Origin of the sequence: Collinsella aerofaciens, from assembly GCF_015553355.1 — a bacterium.
In the GTDB taxonomy this organism is placed as follows: domain Bacteria; phylum Actinomycetota; class Coriobacteriia; order Coriobacteriales; family Coriobacteriaceae; genus Collinsella; species Collinsella aerofaciens_V.
Map to the genome: position 1 here is coordinate 1 of NZ_JADNGN010000019.1, position 18,244 is coordinate 18,244.

At 63.1% G+C, this 18,244-nt stretch carries 19 protein-coding genes and 1 tRNA gene; 17 read left to right on the forward strand and 3 right to left on the reverse strand.

Features of this window, described 5'->3' with window-relative positions:
- From I2D57_RS05845 to hisE, 11 genes are all read left to right on the forward strand, one after another.
- Window positions 1–474: SIS domain-containing protein (locus I2D57_RS05845; protein ID WP_411161253.1), on the forward strand; the 474-nt coding region annotated here is incomplete at its 5' end.
- A gap of 73 nt (window positions 475–547) precedes the next feature.
- Window positions 548–1,384: a sugar phosphate isomerase/epimerase family protein gene (locus tag I2D57_RS05850; RefSeq protein ID WP_195361813.1), complete on the forward strand. Its 837-nt coding sequence runs from the start codon at window positions 548–550 to the stop codon at window positions 1,382–1,384.
- A gap of 170 nt (window positions 1,385–1,554) precedes the next feature.
- Window positions 1,555–3,270: an ATP phosphoribosyltransferase gene (gene hisG, locus I2D57_RS05855; protein ID WP_195361814.1), complete on the forward strand. Its 1,716-nt coding sequence runs from the start codon at window positions 1,555–1,557 to the stop codon at window positions 3,268–3,270.
- A gap of 105 nt (window positions 3,271–3,375) precedes the next feature.
- Entirely contained in the window at window positions 3,376–4,812 is a 1,437-nt protein-coding gene (gene hisD, locus I2D57_RS05860; RefSeq protein ID WP_195361815.1) for a histidinol dehydrogenase, read from the forward strand.
- A gap of 1 nt (window position 4,813) precedes the next feature.
- Window positions 4,814–5,929 carry a histidinol-phosphate transaminase gene (gene hisC, locus I2D57_RS05865; protein ID WP_195361816.1) on the forward strand — a complete coding sequence of 372 codons (1,116 nt, stop codon included), beginning with the start codon at window positions 4,814–4,816 and terminating at the stop codon, window positions 5,927–5,929.
- Window positions 5,930–6,517 carry an imidazoleglycerol-phosphate dehydratase HisB gene (gene hisB, locus I2D57_RS05870; RefSeq protein WP_117779030.1) on the forward strand — a complete coding sequence of 196 codons (588 nt, stop codon included), beginning with the start codon at window positions 5,930–5,932 and terminating at the stop codon, window positions 6,515–6,517. It abuts the gene before it with no gap.
- 80 nt (window positions 6,518–6,597) lie between these two features.
- Window positions 6,598–7,299 (forward strand): imidazole glycerol phosphate synthase subunit HisH, encoded by a 702-nt coding sequence (locus I2D57_RS05875; protein WP_195361817.1) that lies wholly within the window; start codon window positions 6,598–6,600, stop codon window positions 7,297–7,299.
- Window positions 7,296–8,039 carry a 1-(5-phosphoribosyl)-5-[(5-phosphoribosylamino)methylideneamino]imidazole-4-carboxamide isomerase gene (locus tag I2D57_RS05880; RefSeq protein WP_195361818.1) on the forward strand — a complete coding sequence of 248 codons (744 nt, stop codon included), beginning with the start codon at window positions 7,296–7,298 and terminating at the stop codon, window positions 8,037–8,039. The genes I2D57_RS05875 and I2D57_RS05880 overlap by 4 nt, the downstream gene beginning before the upstream one ends.
- Window positions 8,040–8,042: 3 nt before the next feature.
- Window positions 8,043–8,825 (forward strand): imidazole glycerol phosphate synthase subunit HisF, encoded by a 783-nt coding sequence (gene hisF / locus I2D57_RS05885; RefSeq protein ID WP_055310384.1) that lies wholly within the window; start codon window positions 8,043–8,045, stop codon window positions 8,823–8,825.
- A gap of 142 nt (window positions 8,826–8,967) precedes the next feature.
- On the forward strand, window positions 8,968–9,297 hold the full coding sequence (gene hisI, locus I2D57_RS05890; protein WP_055285578.1) for a phosphoribosyl-AMP cyclohydrolase: 330 nt from the start codon (window positions 8,968–8,970) through the stop codon (window positions 9,295–9,297).
- Window positions 9,298–9,343: 46 nt separating this feature from the next.
- Window positions 9,344–9,661, forward strand: coding sequence for a phosphoribosyl-ATP diphosphatase (hisE, locus tag I2D57_RS05895; protein ID WP_006235893.1), 318 nt, complete (start codon window positions 9,344–9,346; stop codon window positions 9,659–9,661).
- A 120-nt stretch (window positions 9,662–9,781) separates the two neighbouring features.
- Here hisE and I2D57_RS05900 read toward each other — a convergent pair whose 3' ends face one another.
- Complete coding sequence (locus I2D57_RS05900) at window positions 9,782–10,693, reverse strand: PHP domain-containing protein (RefSeq protein ID WP_055310385.1); 912 nt, start codon at window positions 10,691–10,693, stop codon at window positions 9,782–9,784.
- 329 nt (window positions 10,694–11,022) lie between these two features.
- Between I2D57_RS05900 and larC2 the strand changes: the two genes are divergently transcribed.
- From larC2 to I2D57_RS05930, 6 genes are all read left to right on the forward strand, one after another.
- The gene (larC2, locus tag I2D57_RS05905) at window positions 11,023–11,508 is read left to right on the forward strand and encodes a nickel pincer cofactor biosynthesis protein LarC2 (protein ID WP_229055651.1); all 486 of its coding nucleotides are present in this window, start codon (window positions 11,023–11,025) and stop codon (window positions 11,506–11,508) included.
- A gap of 60 nt (window positions 11,509–11,568) precedes the next feature.
- Window positions 11,569–12,117 (forward strand): phosphodiesterase, encoded by a 549-nt coding sequence (gene yfcE / locus I2D57_RS05910; RefSeq protein WP_195361820.1) that lies wholly within the window; start codon window positions 11,569–11,571, stop codon window positions 12,115–12,117.
- A 2-nt stretch (window positions 12,118–12,119) separates the two neighbouring features.
- Window positions 12,120–12,980 carry a nucleoside triphosphate pyrophosphohydrolase gene (mazG, locus tag I2D57_RS05915; RefSeq protein WP_195361821.1) on the forward strand — a complete coding sequence of 287 codons (861 nt, stop codon included), beginning with the start codon at window positions 12,120–12,122 and terminating at the stop codon, window positions 12,978–12,980.
- Window positions 12,981–13,169: 189 nt separating this feature from the next.
- On the forward strand, window positions 13,170–14,459 hold the full coding sequence (gene eno, locus I2D57_RS05920; protein WP_195361822.1) for a phosphopyruvate hydratase: 1,290 nt from the start codon (window positions 13,170–13,172) through the stop codon (window positions 14,457–14,459).
- A gap of 196 nt (window positions 14,460–14,655) precedes the next feature.
- Window positions 14,656–15,417: a hypothetical protein gene (locus I2D57_RS09900; protein WP_229055652.1), complete on the forward strand. Its 762-nt coding sequence runs from the start codon at window positions 14,656–14,658 to the stop codon at window positions 15,415–15,417.
- Between the two features lie 28 nt (window positions 15,418–15,445).
- Window positions 15,446–16,447, forward strand: coding sequence for a Ppx/GppA phosphatase family protein (locus I2D57_RS05930; RefSeq protein ID WP_195361823.1), 1,002 nt, complete (start codon window positions 15,446–15,448; stop codon window positions 16,445–16,447).
- 121 nt (window positions 16,448–16,568) lie between these two features.
- On the opposite strand, the gene I2D57_RS05935 is transcribed toward I2D57_RS05930, so the two are convergent.
- The gene (locus I2D57_RS05935; protein ID WP_195361824.1) at window positions 16,569–17,870 is read right to left on the reverse strand and encodes an ATP-binding protein; all 1,302 of its coding nucleotides are present in this window, start codon (window positions 17,868–17,870) and stop codon (window positions 16,569–16,571) included.
- Window positions 17,871–18,147: 277 nt separating this feature from the next.
- Window positions 18,148–18,232: transfer RNA gene (locus I2D57_RS05940), tRNA-Leu, on the reverse strand.
- Between the last annotated feature and the right edge of the window lie 12 nt (window positions 18,233–18,244).

The window sequence follows — 18,244 nt, forward strand, 5'->3', positions numbered from 1 at the left end:
AAGCGCTTCGAGCCGCGCGCCGAGGAGCTCGCCAAGAAGTACGCCCTGGCCCCCTACACCATGTTCATCGGCTCCGGTGCCCTGTGGGGCGAGACCATCCTGTTCTCGATGTGCATCCTCGAGGAGATGCAGTGGAAGCGCACCCGATACATCACCTCGGCCGACTTCTTCCACGGCACCCTCGAGCTCGTGGAGCCCGGCGTCCCCGTGTTCCTGTTCATGGGCGAGGACGAGAACCGCAAGCTCGACGAGCGCGCCCGCGCGTTCCTGACCCGCGGCGTGACCGGCGACACCGACATCAACATCATCGACACCGCCGAGTTCGCGATCCCCGGCCTTGACGACGAGTTCCGCGTCATCGTCTCCCCGTGGATCCTCTCCTCGCTGATCACCGATCGCCTTGCCGCTTACTACGAGACGGTCACCAAGCACAACCTGAACTATCGTCGTTACTATCACCAGTTCGATTACTAAGAGCAAATATCGTTTGTGTAATTGGGCCCCGCTCCTATATGGAACGGGGCCCCGTTTGGGTTGGAGAGTAATTATGAGCTACCCCCAGCTTGCCGTTATGAATATCAGCCATCGTTATTTTGACCTTGAGGAATTCTTTTCTTCGGCAGCGGCCTCGGGCTACACGTGTTGCGAGCTTTGGACCGGGGCGATGCATCTGTATGTCGATTGCCATGGATACGATTCGCTCGAGCGGGTACGGGAGCTGTCGCAGCGGTATGGGGTTCGGATTGTGGGGCTTTGTCCCGAACAGAACAACCCCAAGCCGTGGAATATCGCGGCGCGCGGGAATGAGGCGCGTACCCGCACGCTCGCGTACTTTAAGAACGTTGTAGATATCGCGGCGGAACTTGGAGCCGAGCAGGTCATGGTCTCGAGCGGCTGGGCATTTTTGAACGAGCCGATCGAGGACGCGTGGGGTCGCAGCGCCTCGATGCTGCGTGCGATTGCCGAGCATGCGGGAGAGCGCGGCGTGCGACTGGTGCTCGAGGCCCTACAGCCGGTTGAGTCGATGATCGTGAACTCGGCGGCCGATACGAAGCGCATGATCGAGGCAGTTGATCATCCGGCACTTAAGGCGTGTCTGGATTTGGGCGCTATGGCGGTGGCGGGGGATACCATCGACGATTATTTCGATCTGCTTGGCGATGATGTCGCCCACGTGCATTTTGTCGATGTTGCGGCAGATAGCACGACGCATCTTGCCTGGGGTGACGGCGACCGCGATATGCGCGCCGACCTGGATAGGCTGGTGGCGCGCGGCTATCGCGGAGTTGTTTCGGCCGAGACCTATGACTGGCGCTATTTTGCCGACCCCGCAGCTGCCGATGCGCAGGTAATGGCAGAGTATCGTCGTGCGATTGGCGTCTAGGTGGGGTTGGGTTGCGACAATCCGCTCCTATGTTTCCAAATGAATACGCCGTGAGCCGAGAGAGACGATTTTCCCCGCAAGCACTCTAGTATGCTAAAGTACCCAGAAGACCGGCGGAGCTATGCCGGTCTTCTGCTCTATATGAAACACAGCATGAGGAGGCTCACCAGATGACGGCCACACCGTGGGGATTCCGGGACATATTGCCCGAGGAGGCTCAGGCGCGCGAGGAGATTGCGCTGACGGTGAAGGGCTGCTTCAGGGAGCATCATTACCTTCCGGTCGAGACACCGCTCCTCGAGGACAAGGGTTCGCTCGAGGAAGGCGGCCGCATTGCGGACACGCCGTTTAAGCTTTTTGACGACGACGGGCGCCTGCTAGTGGTCCGTCCCGACAACACACTGCCGATCGTGCGCCTGGTTTCGACCCGCATGCGCGCGGCCGACTTACCCCTGCGCCTTCGCTATGAGGCACCGGTGGTTCGCGAGTGCCAGCGCAATGCCGGCGGCTCGCGTCAGTTTACGCAGTTGGGCTTTGAGCTTATCGGTGTGGGCGACACCGTGGGCGATGTCGAAATTGTCTCGCTCGTGGCCGAGGCGGTGCGCAAGCTGGCGCTGCCCGATGCGCGCATTATCGCAGGTAGCGTGCGTCCGTTTAAGGAGCTGCTTGCGGCGTGCGAGGATCGCGAGCTGGCTGCCGAGGCCCTGCGCTGCGTGCACGCCAACGACTTTGTGGGCCTCGATGCCCGCGTGGCGGAATGCGCCGAGTCCGATGCCGTCAAGGCCGCCATTGGCGAGTTGCCGCGTCTGCACGGCGGTGCCGAGGTACTCGACCGCGTGGACGCGCTGCTGGAGGCCGCCGGTATCGTCGCGCCGCTGACGCGCGAGCTGCGTGCCCTGGTCGAGGGCCTGGCACCCGAGGACGCCCAGGTGCTGTCGTTCGACTTCTCTATCATGAACTCTTTCGATTACTACACGGGTCTGGTCTTTAAGGCCTATGCCGGTGGCCTACCCGATCCGGTCGGTTCGGGTGGACGCTACGACTCCATCTTTACCGGCGCATTTGGCGACGGCATCGAGGTACCGGCGGCGGGTTTCGCCTTTTCGCTCGAACGTCTGGAGGCTGCGCACACCTCGGCCGAGGACGCTGCTTCCGATGGCGATCGCGCCGCGGGCCGTGGCGCCGAGGGTCCGCTGCGCATTGCCGTGCCCAAGGGCTCGCTCAAGGTCGACACGCTCGACGTGCTCGAGGCCGCGGGCTTGGATGTCTCGGAGCTGCGCGATCCCGGCCGTCACCTGATCGTGCGCGGCCGCGACACGCGTGCCGGCGAGGGTACGGTCGGCGATATCGAGTTTGTCATCGTGCGTCCCAGCGATGCGCCCGCCTTTGTGGGCTGTGGCGGTGCCGACTGCGGCATCTGCGGTTGGGACTCGCTTATCGAGGCAGACCTCAACCTGCTGCAGCTGGTCGATCTGGGCTACGGCCTGTGCACTTTCATTGAGGCGGAGCCCGCGTGGCGCGCCGGCCAGGCCGAGCGCAACTATGCCCGTCGCGGGTCGCTTCGCGTGGCCACCAAGTATCCGCGCATCGCGAGCGCCTGGTATGCCGAGCGCGGTGTGAACGCCGATATCGTCTCGCTGCACGGTAACATTGAGCTGGGTCCCATCGTCGGCATGACCGATCGCATCGTGGATATTACCGCCACGGGCGCCACGCTGCGCGATAACGACCTCGTTATTACTGGTCGCATTATGGACTGCACGGCCCGCTTCTTTGTCAATCCGGGCGCCGCACGCCTGGATCCGCGCGTACGCAATCTGGCCGATCGCCTGGCTGCGGCTGTTAAGGACAAGCATTTTGAGCCCGTTGCGGGCTCGGCACAATAGCGCGAGCACGCACGGGCGCCCCAACGTCCGGGCGGCGGGCCGACTGGCGCCGCCGCCCGGTCTCTCGTTTTTCGAATGCAACCTCGACCGATAGGGGATACCGATATGAAGACTATCAAGCTTGCTCCCGGTGAGCGCCTCGTTACCAACCAGCTCAACCGTAAGGGCGTGCTGCCGCAAAACATCGTCGACGCCGCCCGTGATATCGTGGCCAACGTGCGCGCCAACGGTGATGCCGCGGTACGCGATTACTGCCAGCGTTTTGACGGTGTTGAGCTGCAGAGCTTCCGTCTGCCGCAAGAGCAGATCGATGCCGCGCTCGAGGGCCTCGATCCCGCTTTTGTCGCGGCGCTCGAAAAGGCTGCACGCCAGATTCGCGAGTTCCACCAGCGCGAGGTCGAGCAGAGCTGGTTTACCACGCGCCCGAACGGCACGATGCTCGGTGTTAAGGTGACCCCGCTCGCGGCGGCCGGCATCTACGTGCCGGGCGGTCGTGCGCAGTATCCCTCCACGGTGCTCATGAATGCCATTCCCGCCAAGGTCGCCGGCGTCAAGCGCGTGGTTATGGTGACTCCGCCGCAAAAGGATGGCCTGATCAGCCCGTATACGCTTGCCGCGGCAAAGCTCGGCGGCGTGGACGAGATCTATATGGTGGGAGGCGCCCAGGCCGTGGCTGCGCTGGCATACGGTACCGAGACCATTCCGCGCGTCGACAAAATCACCGGCCCGGGCAACGCTTTTGTTGCCGCTGCCAAACAGATTGTCTCCGGCGACGTGGGTATCGATATGGTCGCCGGTCCCTCCGAGGTCTGCGTGCTGGCCGATGCTACGGCCAAGCCCATGGTGGTCGCGGCAGACCTGATGGCTCAGGCCGAGCACGATCCACTGGCAGCCTGCTATCTGGTGACCTGCGACGAGCGGTTTGCGCGTGAGGTTGAGACGGGTATCGACATCCTGGTAGCGCAGTCGCCACGCGCCGAGATCACGCGCGCTTCGCTCGACAATGAGGGCACCATCGTGGTGGCAGCCGACATGGCTGCCGCCGTCGAGGCGGTGAACACCGTGGCGCCCGAGCACCTGGAGCTGCACTGCAAGGACGCGATGGGCCTGCTCGGCGGCATTCGCAACGCCGGCGCCATCTTTGTGGGCGCTTGGAGCTCCGAGCCGCTCGGCGATTACGTTGCTGGTCCCAATCACACGCTGCCGACCGGCGGCACGGCCATGTTCTCCAACCCGCTTTCGGTCGAAGAGTTCGTTAAGCGCTCGAGCGTCATTTGCTATACGCCCGAGGGTCTGCTCTCCGACGCTCCCGCTACGCAGCGCCTGGCCGAGGCCGAGGGCCTGTGGGCGCACGCGCTCTCTGCCGCCCTGCGTCGTCGCGTGCTGGAGCAGGGCGAGGATGCCGTGAGTGCCGAGTCGCTGGCTGCGGCCGACCTGACCAAGGTCGCCTGGCCGGGCGACGCTGTGGCGACGGTCGCCGAGGGTGTGGACCTGGCGGCTGCAGGCTCGGATGGCGCTGGCGCGACCGGCGGGGAGGCCTAACATGGCCGAACTCACGCCGCGCATGAAGGAACTCGTCCAGCCCTACTTGGCCGGCATTGAGCCCTACGATCCTAACTTTACGCCCACGCGCATCAACCTTTCGGCCAACGAGAACACCTATCCCGTGCCGGCCGGCGTGCGCGAGGCAATCGACGCGGCTTTGGCTGCCACGCCGCTCAACCGCTACCCCGACCCCATGTCCAACGAGCTGCGCGATGAGCTTGCTGCCTGGCATGGCGTGGCGCGTGAGAATATTTGCGTGGGAAACGGCGGCGATGAGCTGCTCTATAACTACCTGCTGGCGTTTGGCGGCGCGGGGCGGACCCTACTCAACTGCCCGCCGTGCTTTAGCGAGTATGCGTTCTTTGCATCGCTGTGCCAGACCGAGGTGCGCGACGTGTGGCGCGACCCGGCGAGCTTTGAGCTCGACCAGGCAGCCGTGCTTGCCGCGGCGCCGGAGTGCAGCCTGGCCATCGTGACTTCGCCCAACAACCCCACGGGCGACGTGGCACCGCTCGACTTTGTCGCGGCCCTGTGCGATGCGTGCCCCGGCATGGTCATGGTCGACGAGGCCTACGTTGAGTTTGCGGACGATTCGTTTGGCGCGGCTACCACGGCGCAGGGGCTTATCGCCGAGCATCCCAACCTGGTGATTCTGCATACGCTGTCCAAGGCGTTTGGCGCCGCCGGCACGCGTCTGGGCTATGTGATCGCGGCGCCCGAGGTCATCGATGCGTTTGCGGCGATTCGCCAGATCTACTCGGTTAACGTGCTGAGCCAGGCCGCCGCGCTTGCCTGCGTACGTGCTCGCGATGCGTACGCACCCGTGGTGGCACAGGTTGCATCCGAGCGGGAGCGCGAACTGTGTGCCCTGCACGCAATGGCTGCCGAGGGTCTGCCCGTGGAGGCGTGGCCGAGCGCGGCGAACTTTGTGCTCGTGCGCACGCCGCATGCCACGCACGTGCGCGAGCGTCTGCGCGACGAGTATTCGATTTTGGTGCGCGACTTTAGCTACGCGCCGGGGCTCGCGGACTGCCTACGCATTACCGTGGGTATCCCGCAGGAAAACGACGAGGTGCTGGCTGCGTTTGCCGCGCTGGTGAAGGAGGAGATGTAGATGGACCGCTATGCCGAGGTGACCCGCAAGACGGGTGAGACCGACATTGTCGTAAAGCTCGACCTGGACGGAAGCGGCGTGTGCGATATCTCGACCGGCGTGCCGTTTTTCGACCACATGCTCAACGCTTTTGGCCGTCATGGTCTGTTCGATCTGACGGTGCACGCGGTGGGCGACGTGGAGGTCGATGCGCACCACACCGTCGAGGACACGGGTATTGTGCTGGGCGAGGCGTTTTGCCAGGCGCTGGGAGACAAGGCGGGCATTACGCGCTTTGCCGACGCGGCGATCGCCATGGACGAGACGCTCGTGATGGCCGCCGTGGATATCTCGGGCCGCGGGCAGGCATACTGCGAGCTGCCCGTGCCGACCGAGCGCGTGGGCAGCTTCGATACCGAGCTAGCCGTTGAGTTCTTCTACGCCTTTGCGCGCGATGCCAAGCTCACACTGCACGTGCGCGAGCTGGCGGGTGGCAACTCGCATCACATTATCGAGGCCGCCTTTAAGGCCGTGGGCCGCACGATGCGCCACGCCTGCGAGCTGGACCCCCGCGTACAGGGCATCCCCAGCACCAAGGGCTCGCTGTAGCTGACGGATCGCACAAACCACCACAGAGGTGCCTGTCTCCTTTGTGGTGGTTTTGGATGATGAGATAAGGGAGGGGTCGCGTGGGCGAACCGAAGATCGTGGTGGTCGACTACCACAAGGGCAACTTGTCGAGCGTTGCGCGCGGGCTTGCGCGCGCCGGTGCCGCCGCCTGCACGTCGGACGATCCGGAGCAGATCCGCAACGCCGACGGCCTGGTCATCCCGGGCGTGGGCGCGTTTTACGACGCGGTCGCCTTTATGCGCGAGGGCGGCGAGGCGGACGCGGTGCTCGACGCCGTTGCCGCCGGAACTCCGTTGCTCGGCATCTGCCTGGGCCTTCAGTTGTTTTTTGAGCGCGGCAACGAGGGCGTTCCTGCGAGCGAGAGCGCGGTCGCCGACGGCAACGCCTCCGAGCGGGCCGGTGCCCTCTGGGTCGATGGCCTGGGTATTATGCGCGGTTCGTGCACGCGCCTGGAGTCGAGCCGCCTGAAGGTGCCGCACGTGGGCTGGGACCAGGTGCACATGACGCCCGCCGGTGCGGCCGATCCGCTGCTTACTGGTTTTGCCGAGGGTGCCAACATGTACTTCACCCACAGCTACGCGGTGGCCGACGATTCCGATGCCGCCGATGTGCTGGCGCGCACGCACTATACGCGGAGCTTCCCGTGCATCGTGCGCCATGGCAACGTGTGGGGTTGCCAGTTCCATCCCGAGAAATCCTCCGCGCTGGGTCAGCGCATCCTTAAGAACTTCGTCAACATCGTCGAGGAGGCCGGCCGATGATCCTGTTTCCCGCAATCGATCTGATCGGCGGCAAGGTCGTGCGCCTGGAGCGCGGCGACCGGAGTCGCTGCAAGGTATATTCCGACGACCCCGTGGCCGTTGCTCGCTCGTTTGCCGAGCAGGGCGCAAGCTGGGTGCACGTCGTCGACCTGTCCGCTGCCTTTGGCGAGGACGAGGACACATGCGCTGCCAACTCGGCGGCGATTAAGGCCATCTGCGGCGTCAACGGTCTGTCCGTGGACGTGGGCGGCGGCGTCCGCTCGCTCGCGCGCATCGACGAGTTGGCCGGCTACGGTGCGCGCCGCATCGCACTAGGCACGGTGCTCGTGACCGAGCCGGGTTTTGCCGAGGTGGCGGCCCAAGGCTTTGGCGAGCTGTTGGTGGCAGATATTGCCGCACGCGACGGCCAGGTCAAGGTGAACGGCTGGCGTGACGGCGCGGGCGTGGCGCTCGACGACGCCGTGGCGCAGCTTTCCGAGCTGGGTTTTAAGCATCTGGTGTATACCGACATTGCGCGCGATGGCATGCAGGCGGGCATCGATGTGGCGGCGTATCGCCATGTGGCCGAGGTCGCGGGCTTTCCCGTCGTGGCATCGGGTGGCATCTCGACGCTCGACGACATCCGCGCGCTGGCCGCAGTGCGTGAGGGCGCGATTGAAGGTGCCATTACCGGTCGCGCGCTCTACGAGGGCAACTTTACGCTGGTACAGGCGCTGACCGCCGCCCGAGGGGAGGAGTAGCCCATGCTTACCAAACGTGTGATTCCCTGCCTGGACGTCAAGGACGGCCGTGTGGTCAAGGGCGTCAACTTTGTGAGCTTGCGCGATGCGGGCGATCCGGTGGAGCTGGCGCGCGCCTACGACCGCGAGGGTGCGGACGAGGTCGTCTTCTTGGACATTACCGCCACGAGCGACAACCGTGCGACGACCATCGAGATGGCGGCGCATGCGGCCGAGGAGCTAGCCATTCCCTATACCGTGGGCGGCGGTTTTCGCGACCTGGCGGGCATGCGCACCATGGTTGCAGCCGGTGCCGACAAGGTGTCGCTCAACTCTGCCGCCGTGCGCGACCCGTCGCTGATTAGCCAGGCTGCCGCGGCGTTTGGTAGCCAGGCCGTGGTCGTGGCGATCGATGCCAAGCGCGTCGGTTTGCCCGGCGCATCTGGTGCCGACAAGTGGGAGGTCTTCACGGCGGGCGGCCGCAACGCCACGGGCATCGACGCGGTGGCGTGGGCCGAGGAGGCGGCTCGTCGCGGCGCCGGCGAGATCCTGCTCACCAGTATGGACCGCGACGGCACCAAGGCCGGATTTGACCTGGCGCTCACCCGCGCCGTGGCGCGCGCGGTGCCGATTCCGGTGATTGCGAGCGGCGGTGTGGGCGCGCTCGAGCATTTTGCCGAGGGCGTGATTGAGGGCGAGGCCGATGCCGTGCTGGCGGCGAGCGTCTTTCACTTTGGGACGTTCAGCATTCGCGAAGTCAAAGAGTATATGGCCTCTCAAGGTATTCCTGTGAGGCTGGACTTCTAATGCTGCGGCTTGCCCAGGCACCCGACCTTCCGGCTCCAACCCTCCTCGCGTACTTAAGTACGCGTCGTCGGGCTTGTCGCTCGGAATCTCGGGCACCTGGACAACCCTCACCGACCTGCGAAGTTTGAATTTGGGAAGAGAAATGGAAGAGATAACCGATCCTTCAAAGCTTACATACGACGCCAAGGGGCTGATTCCTTGTGTGGTTCAGCAGTATGACACCGGCGAGGTGCTTATGGTTGCTTGGATGAACGAGGAGTCGGTGGGGCTGACGCTCAAGACCGGTACCACGTGGTTTTGGAGCCGCAGTCGCCAGGAGCTCTGGAACAAGGGCGCGACGAGCGGCAATATGCAGGAGGTCAAGGAGCTTTGGGCCGACTGCGATAGCGATACGCTGCTGGTCAAGGTTGACTCGCCGGGTCCGGCCTGCCATACCGGCAACCGTACCTGCTTCTTTAAGAAACTCGCGTAGGGCGGGCGCTCGATTAGACGCTCGGCCAACCAGAAAGGATTGAACTATGGGTGTGCGCACCGCAAACGTTCAGGATGGAAATATCGGTGAGACGCTGACGGGGCTCGCCGAGGTGATTCACGGCCGTCGCGACGCATCGCCGCAGGAGAGCTACACCGCTCGTCTGTTGACCGACGTCGAGGACGAGCTGCTCAAGAAGCTTGCCGAGGAGGCGAGCGAGGTGATCATGGCCTGCAAGGATAACGATCACGATCACATCCGCTACGAGGCCGGCGACCTGGTCTACCACCTGCTCGTGACGCTCGAGCGCTACGGCATCACCCTCGACGAGCTGGCCGGCGAACTCAACGCCCGCCGCCACTAGTCGTTTGGGACAGTCTTTGTTGGTGTAACGGGGTCATGGAAGTTGCGGTGAAATAGGGACTGTTTAAGCGCTTCATCAAGCAAAACAATCCCTATTTCACCGCAACTTATGAAGGGATGGCTAGGCGAGGGGCGTGGATTCCCATTCGCCGGTGGCGTGGGGGATGTCGAAGGTTCGATAACCGCAGTCGTAGGCGTGCGCCTGGGCCTCGCGGATGTTCCAGCAGATATCGCAGGCGCGGTGCGCGTCCGAGCCAAAGGTGATCGGCACTTCGGCATGGGCAAAGCAGCGCAAAAGACCGGTTGCGGGGTAGTAGTCGCCCAAGCCCTTGCGCGGTGCGGCCGTCGAGACCTCAACGCGGCGGCCCGTATCGTGCGCGCACTCTGCCATCTGCTGCCAAAACGGTGCGGGGTCAAAATCGGGCGCAAAGCCTTCCTTCGAAAAGCGCATGACCAGGTCGGGGTGAGCCATCACATCAAAGTTGAGCGGGCTCTCGCAGGCGCGGCACCAGTCATCGACATAGCGCTCCCACACGCCGCGTACCCCCAGGTTTTCCCAAACGTGCAGGTTGGTGTCATCGTCGATCCAGCCGCAGCGCGAATCGGGCGTATCGGGACGAGCGACGTCCTCCGTTCCCGCCGTACCCGCGGCACCGGCCATGATATCGCCTGGGTTGCCAATCCAGTGCACACTGCCCAGGCGCACGACGGCGCCCTGGGACCAGCGCTCAACCAAAGGCTCGCAGCCCTCGTACCAATCGCATTCGAAACCGTAGATAAAGGTGAGTTCTGGCGCAATCTGAGCGGCAAGATTGCGAGCGTCCTCAAAAGCCAGACGATGTGCCGGCAGGTCGCCCTCGACGACCTGCACCTCGCAGTTGGCATCCATGCTGGCAGGTAGGGTGAGATGGTCGGTCGAGACCATGGCGCGGCAGCCGGCGGCGACAGCGGCGCGGACGTTGTCCTCAAATGAGGCATGGCCGTCCGAAAACGAGGTGTGGGTATGGCAATCGACCAGCGGGCACATGGGCATAGCGGCTCCTTTGCGTCAAGCGAATCCGCTTCATTGTAATGGCGCAGCTCTCAACACGCCGGGCACGCCGGGGATCGAAATCGATTGGAAAGGTTGCGCGGCGCGTGGTGCGGCCTCGCTTGCTCTCAAAACGTGTACGTCAGCCTCCAAAACCGACAAATAATGACATGTTTGGAGGCTGATGTACATGTTTGGCCGGGGCGGTGGAGTGTCGGTTTCTTGTCGACAAGGAAAATCGCGCTCATCACGCGCCGTCACACTCGCGCAGCCTGCGATGTGCTAGCGTTTGGATGAACAAAACGAGCCCGTGCGGAAAGGAGCCGGACCGTATGCCATGCGATAGTACATCCCCGCTGTCCCGCGAGACCGATGCACCCGAAACCATCGTCAAGCTGGAATGCGACATCGACGATGCGTCGCCCGAGGTGCTCGCCTACGCCGCCGACCGTCTGCGCGGGGCAGGCGCCCGCGAGGTGCACTGGCTGCCCCTCTATTGCAAGAAAGGCCGCCCCGGCTGGCAGCTGCAGGTAATCTGCACCTACGAGGATATCGAGCGCCTGCAGACGATTATCTTTTTGGAAACCACGACCAACGGCATTCGTTGCCAGGTCATGGAGCGCGTTTGCCTGCCACGCCGCTTTGAGCGCGTAACGACGCCATGGGGCGAGGTGTCCGTTAAAGTGGCCACCCTGCCCGACGGCAGCGAGCGTGCAGCGCCCGAGTACGAGGACTGCGCCCGTCTCGCTCGCGAGCATAATGTGCCGCTCCAGCGCGTGATGCGGGCGGCCCAGAGCGCGGCACTGCGATTTGAATAACGCGGCTGGTGGCGACATCCTGCGCCTAGCCATATCAACCCCATTCGAAAGGATCTCCCCATGAAATACCTCATCGCCTCCGACATCCACGGCTCGGCATACTGGGCCGAGCGCCTCTGCGCCGCCATCGAGTCCGAGCAGCCCGATCGCATTGTGCTGCTGGGCGACCTGCTCTACCACGGCCCGCGTAACGACCTGCCGCGCGACTACGCTCCCAAGCGCGTGATTCCGCTGCTCAACGCCCTGGCCGACCGCATCATCGCGGTGCGCGGCAACTGCGACGCCGAGGTCGACCAGATGGTGCTCGACTTCCCCGTCATGGCCGACTACGCCACGCTGTTCGACGAGACCGGCCGCGAGCTGTTCCTGACGCACGGCCATGTCTTTGGCGCCGGCATGCACAACAGCGTCGACCACGCGCCCGCGTTGCCCGGGGGCTCCGCGCTCGTCTACGGCCATACGCACATCAAGGTCAACGAGGAAAGCGCCGCGCACCCGGGCCTGTGGCTCTTCAACCCCGGTAGCGTGAGCATCCCCAAGGACGGCTCGCACAGCTACGGCATCTACGAGGGCGGCGCGTTCCGCCACGTGGTCATGGAGGAGGAGTAGCCATGGCGCAGCACATGGCTCAGCAAAATGCCGAGGGCTCGCGCGATCTGTCCACGCTGGTCGACGCGTCGGCCGAGCTGCAGCATCTGGTGCAGACCGTCTGGCGTCTGCGTCAGCCCGATGGCTGCCCGTGGGACCGTGAGCAGACGCACCGCAGCATTGGCAAGAACATGATCGAGGAGGCCTACGAAGCGCTCGACTGCATCGAGGCGGACGACGCGGTTCACCTACGCGAGGAGCTGGGCGACGTGCTCATGCAGGTCGTGCTGCATGCGCAGATTGCTGCCGACGCCGGCGAGTTTACGCTGGCCGACGTGGCGCGCGATATCGACGCCAAGCTCATTCGCCGTCATCCGCACGTGTTTGGCGATGTGGATGCCGACAGCTCCGACGAGGTACTCAAGATTTGGGACGAGGTCAAGCTTGCCGAGAGGGCTGCCAAGGACAAGGCCGTGGCGGCAGGCGAGGCTGCGCCCGAGGGCCTGCTCGACGGCGTGCCCACGCATCTACCGGCGCTGATGCAGGCTCAGAAGGTGTCGCGCAAGGCGGCTGCCGTGGGCTTTGAGTGGGAGACGGTCCAGGATGTGTGGGACGAGGTCGCCGAGGAGCGTGCCGAGTTTGAGGCCGAGGCTCCTGGCTCGCCCGAGCGCGAAATGGAGTTTGGCGATCTGCTCTTTGCCCTGGTCAACGTCGCGCGCAAGGAGGGTATCGACGCCGAGAGCGCCCTGCGTGCCAGCACAGCAAAGTTCCGCCGCCGCTGGGCCGCGATGGAGCAGATGGCGGCCGATGCCCACGTGGATCTGACCGAGCTCTCGACCCACGGCCTCAACGACCTGTGGGATGCCGCAAAGGCGGAGGAGTAAGACTGCGGGAACGACGGGCTGACGCGCCCCATCGTTCCCGCTAAATTTTTCGAAAATCAAGTGTATCCCTCGGCTAACTTAGGGCATAATGCAAAAAGTGCGACATGGCTAACTTACGGAGGCGCACCGATGGTGCACGGTCAGCCGGTCGCTTGCATCCACTACGTTTCCAAGTGAGAGGGAGACAACATGAGCGATATTTTGGACGTCTACGGTCGCGAGGTGCTCGACAGCCGCGGCAATCCCACCGTCGAGGTCGAGGTCGTGCTCGAGGACGGCAGCTTTGGCCGCGCAATGGTGCCTTCGGGTGCTTCGACCGGAGCCTTTGAGGCCTGCGAGCTGCGCGATGGCGACAAGGGCCGCTACCTGGGCAAGGGTGTTTTGCAGGCCGTCGAGCACGTCAACAACGAGTGCGCTAACGCCGTCGTGGGCCTCGACGCCTTCGACCAGCGCGCCGTCGATGCCGCGCTGATTGCCGCGGACGGTACCCCCAACAAGACCAAGCTCGGTGCCAACGCCATCCTGGGCGTGTCGCTGGCCGTCGCCCGCGCCGCTGCCGAGTCGGCGGGCCTGTCACTGTACCAGTACCTGGGCGGCGTCAACGCCCATCTGCTGCCCACGCCCATGATGAACATCCTCAACGGCGGCGTGCATGCCGACAATAACGTCGACTTCCAGGAGTTCATGATCATGCCGGTGGGCGCCCCGAGCTTTGCAGAGGGCCTGCGTTGGTGCGCCGAGGTCTACCACACCCTCAAGGGCGTGCTGCACGAGGCCGGCCTGGGCGGCGGCGTGGGCGACGAGGGCGGCTTTGCCCCCAACCTTAAGACCAATGCCGAGCCGTTCGAGTACATCACCAAGGCCGTCGAGAAGGCTGGCTTTAAGCCCGGCGTCGACTTTATGTACGCCATGGATCCGGCGTCCACCGAGTTCTACAACGCTGAGACCGGTATGTACGAGCTCAAGGGCGAGGGCGTTGAGTACACGAGCGCCCAGATGGTCGATTACTGGGAGAAGCTCGTCGACACTTATCCCATCATCTCCATCGAGGACGGCATGGCCGAGGAGGACTGGGACGGCTGGGTCGAGCTTACCCGCCGCATTGGCAATAAGGTGCAGCTCGTAGGCGACGACCTGTTCGTCACCAACACCGAGCGCCTCAAGAAGGGCGTCGAGCTTGGTGCCGCCAACGCGATCCTGGTCAAGGTCAACCAGATCGGTACGCTCACCGAGTCGCTCGAGGCCATCGAGACCGCCAAGGAGGCCGGCTACGCCTGCATCGTGAGTCACCGCTCCGGCGAGACCGAGGACTCCACGATCGCCGACCTGGTCGTGGGCGTCAACGCCGGCCAGATCAAGTCGGGCGCCCCGTGCCGCAGCGATCGCATCGCCAAGTACAACCAGCTCATCCGCATCGAGGACGAGCTCGAGGGCAGTGCGCGCTACGCCGGCAAAGCAGCGTTCTACAACATTCGCTAGGCACGCGGAGGTCGCGGGGGCGGGGAAGACTCGGATTTGCCTTGCTTCAGCCGGGCGCTGTTGAGCACCATTGGGCGCTGGGCCATATGACTCAGCGCCTTTTTTATGTCGAGCAAAGGCTGGCGAAGGCGGTGCGGGCGCTCGTGCTATAACTAGAATACTTAGCGCAAACAAACCTCAACCGCACAAGGCGCACATGGATCAGATTTACGACAACAGGTACTATTCCGCCGGTTCGCGTGAGCCGTCGCCTCGCCGTGCGCGCACGGTGCAGCTCGGTGGGTCCGCCTACGCCGGCGCCGACCGCTCCATGCAGCGCCCGACAAGTACCTCGCGCCCCAATGCTCAAGTGAATACTTCGACAGATGGACCAGTGCGCCCGGCACGTTCGTCGCATGCTCAGCGCTCGTCGGCTCAAACGCACGATAGGTCGAGCAGGCCCTCGAACCGTTTTTCGGGCTCGGACTTTATGCACTACGCCAACGACAACGCGGTGGTCAAGGCGATCTACGACTTTACCCACGGTCCTCAGCGAGGGCTATTCATCGGCATCGTCGTTGCCCTGGTGCTCGTGAGCCTGTATTTCCCCGTGCGCGACCTGTACGTGGCAAAGCGTTCGAGCGATATCTTGACCAAGCAGGTCGAGATTCGCCAGCAATACAATGATGGGCTGCAAAAAAGCGTCGACAAGCTGCTCTCGGAGGAGGGTATCAAGGATGCGGCATCCGAGGACCTGGGCTTGGTGATGCCCGGCGAGAAGAGGATTGAAGTGCAGGGCCTGGACGGCGATTCGGATGCCTCGTCGAGCCAGAAGTCGTCGAACGCCAAGAAGGCCAGCGAAGTTGCCAAGGAAATCGAAGAAGTCGGCAAGGACGCGCCGTGGTACATCCAGGCGCTCGACATGCTGTTTGGATTTAACGGCGTCGAGGGTCAGACGGTCGCGTCCAGCGGCGAGTAGGCGAGTAGCGCCCGGAGGGGAGCCCGCAATGGCAGATTGCAAACGATATAAGGTGGCGGCGATCGACCTGGGAACGGTGTCGTCGCAACTGGTGCTGGCGCAGGTCGAGGCCGGGGCGATCGTGGAATCGTCCAAGCATACCGAGATTACCGATCTGGGCGAGGGCGTTGACGCGACGGGCCGCTTTTGCGAGGCGGCGGTCGAGCGCGTGCTCGCCGCATGCCGCATGTTTGTGGACGAGGCGCGTGCCTTTGGGGCCGTGTGCATCTGTACCACGTGCACGAGTGCCGCGCGCGATGCGTCCAACGCCGTGCTGCTGCTGGACGGCCTGCGCGAGCTGGGTCTCGAACCGCAGGTGATTCCAGGAGAGGTCGAGGCGCGCCTGACGTTTTTTGGCGTGGCGCACGACTTTGCCGGCGAGCGCATCATTGTTGCCGATTCGGGCGGCGGCTCCACGGAGCTCGCGACGGGCGTATACGCGCCGGAGCGCGGGGTCTTCGCGCTGGAGGGAACGCGTTCGCTGGACATTGGTTGCCGTCGTGTGACGGAGCGTTTCTTCTCGGCGTTGCCGCCTTCGGACGGCGAGCTTGCTGCCGCTGCCGACTGGGCGGGCGAGCAGTTCGAGGCTTACTTTGAGAGCCTGCCGAGCGATTTTGAGCGCGCCGAGCGCTTGGTCGCGGTGGGCGGTACCGTCACCACACTCGTGGCGCTGGTCCACGAGCTGGAGCCGTACGACTCGAGCTTTGTGCACCTGCGCGAGCTTTCGATGGAACAGATTTCTGCCGCTATCGAGCGCATGTTCACGCTGGACGTGGAGAGCATTGCCGCGTTGCCAGGCGTGCAACCCAAGCGCGCGGGCGTGATCCTGGCAGGCGCCGTGGTGATCCGCGAACTCATGCGTGCCGGCGGCTACAAGACGCTCACCGTAAGCGAGAACAGCCTGCTCGCCGGTATGGCCGCCACCATCAACGAGACCCTCGACGGCGCGACCCCCACCATCGGCTGGACCCCCAGCCTCAGCGCCCTCTAAATAATAAGTTGCGGTGAAATACGGACTAAAATCGCCCTTTCGGGCACCAAACAGTCCCTATTCCACCGCAACTCAACAGCCGGCACCTGGGGACAGTCCTTGCGGGGCGTCCCTACAGCGCCTATGCCAGCTTGTCGATTTGCCCAATCTCCCAAAGCGGAATATTGACGAGCATGCCCTCGTCTCTATATGCCGCCAGGGAGCTCCTCACGCAACGCTCGAGCTTGAATTTTTCGCAGGCTATTTTCAGACTCTTCGCTTTAAGGTTCTCTGCCGCCTTGACCTCAAGCGGAAGCACGGTTCCCGCATGGTCGATGGCAAAGTCGGTTTCGGCATTGCCAGAGGTAGAGGACCAATACGCGGGAGTTTTGTCCTGGAGCAAAAGCTCCTGCGCGACGTATTGTTCGGTCAGCGAACCTTTGAACTCGGTAAAAACAGCGGATCCGTTAAGAACGATGGCCGGAGAGAGACCGGAGAGCGCTCCGAGGATGCCGGTGTCGATGCAGAACAGTTTGAAGCCCGAGAGGTCTTCGTAGCTCGAGAGCGGCGCCTTTAGAGCGGAAACACGTGGCACCTTATGAACGATTCCGTAGTCCGTGAGCCACTGGAGGCTTTCCTCGAAATCGCGTGCGCGCGCTCCGGGGCGAAGGGCGCCATAGACAAACTTCTTGTTCTCCTTTGCAAGCTGGCCGGGAAGGGATTTCCAAACCAACCTCATGCGCTCGACGATGCGGGCGGGTGCATGTTTGCCAAAATCGGATTCGTAAGCCTCGATGATTTGCTGCTGAAGCCTTCGGGCTTCGATGAAGTCGCGTGTCTCGGCGAAAGCGGAGACAACTTCGGGCATACCGCCGACAACAAGGTATTCCTTGAGCAAGCGCTCGAGCTTTTCGGTAACGTTTGCCAGAAGGTTCATGTCTGCGGCAAGGATGGCATCGGCGAGCGGGTTGCCGTCGACGGCACGAACGAACTCGGCAAACCCCATGGGACGCATGGTGAGCTGGTCGATTTTGCCGACGGGAAATGACTCGTTTTCGCGTCGGAGCGCGAGGCCCATATAGGAACCGGCTGCCACGATGTGGTATTCGGGTGCAAGTTCGTTGAAGTACTTGAGTGAGGTGATCCCGCGTGGCGCCTCTTGGATCTCGTCGAAGATGATGAGCGTGTCTGCCGGCGTTACGGTTTGGCCACGTAGGAGTTCTATCTGGGAGATGATGCGCTTGGGGTCGAGGTCCCCATCGAACAGCGAGCGTGTGCTCGGCTCGAGCATAAAGTCAAAACGAATGACGTTTCGATACTGCTGGCTTGCGAATTCGTTAAGAAGCCAAGTCTTTCCTGTCTGGCGGGCTCCCCTAAGCAAGAGAGGTTTGCGATTCGCCCTTGATTTCCAAGCGATAAGTTCACTCATAAGCTGTCGCTGCATATTGCCTCCCAACCCTCTCGGCTAGTATAAGGCCATTTGGTCGTTTCCATCGGAAAATGTGCGAGACAACCACGTTTTTCCATCGGAAAATGTGCGAGACAGCCACGTTTTTCCATCGGAAAATGTGTAAATACCAACCTAAGTTGCGGTGGAATAGTTCCTAAATGGGCTGGTAAACTGCCAAAACAGGAACTATTCCACCGCAACTTAGAGCCCCACCGGCGTGTAAAAGAAACGAGCCCGCATCCCTTGGGGACACGGGCTCGAAAGCTCCATATGGTAGGGGCGGTGGGACTCGAACCCACAATCCTTGCGGCGAGAGATTTTAAGTCTCCTGCGTATGCCAATTCCGCCACGCCCCCGTGAGACTAGAA